Annotated in this window: 1 protein-coding gene; it reads left to right on the top strand. The window is 63.0% G+C overall.

Annotated elements, in window-relative coordinates:
- Positions 1–257: sugar phosphate nucleotidyltransferase (locus DNX69_RS23835; protein WP_249776201.1), on the top strand; the 257-nt coding region annotated here is incomplete at both ends.

Below are 257 nucleotides of genomic sequence, written 5' to 3'. Positions count from 1 at the left end.
CGTCCGGCGACCGAATACGGCTATATCTGTCCCGGCGACGCGATCGTCGGCAAGGTCCGCAATGTCGCCAAGTTCGTCGAGAAGCCGGACCTCGCCACCGCCGAAAGCTATGTCGAGTCGGGCTATCTGTGGAACAGCGGCAACTTCATGTTCCCTGCCGCAGCCTTGCTTGACGAGTACAATGCGGTCGATCCCGACAGCGTTGCCGCGATCACCGACGCTGTGACGTCGGCCGGCCGCGACCTTGGCTTCGTGAC

It is taken from the genome of Rhodopseudomonas palustris, from assembly GCF_003226555.1.
Lineage (GTDB): Bacteria > Pseudomonadota > Alphaproteobacteria > Rhizobiales > Xanthobacteraceae > Rhodopseudomonas > Rhodopseudomonas palustris_I.
This window is presented reverse-complemented; position numbering and strand designations above follow the sequence as displayed.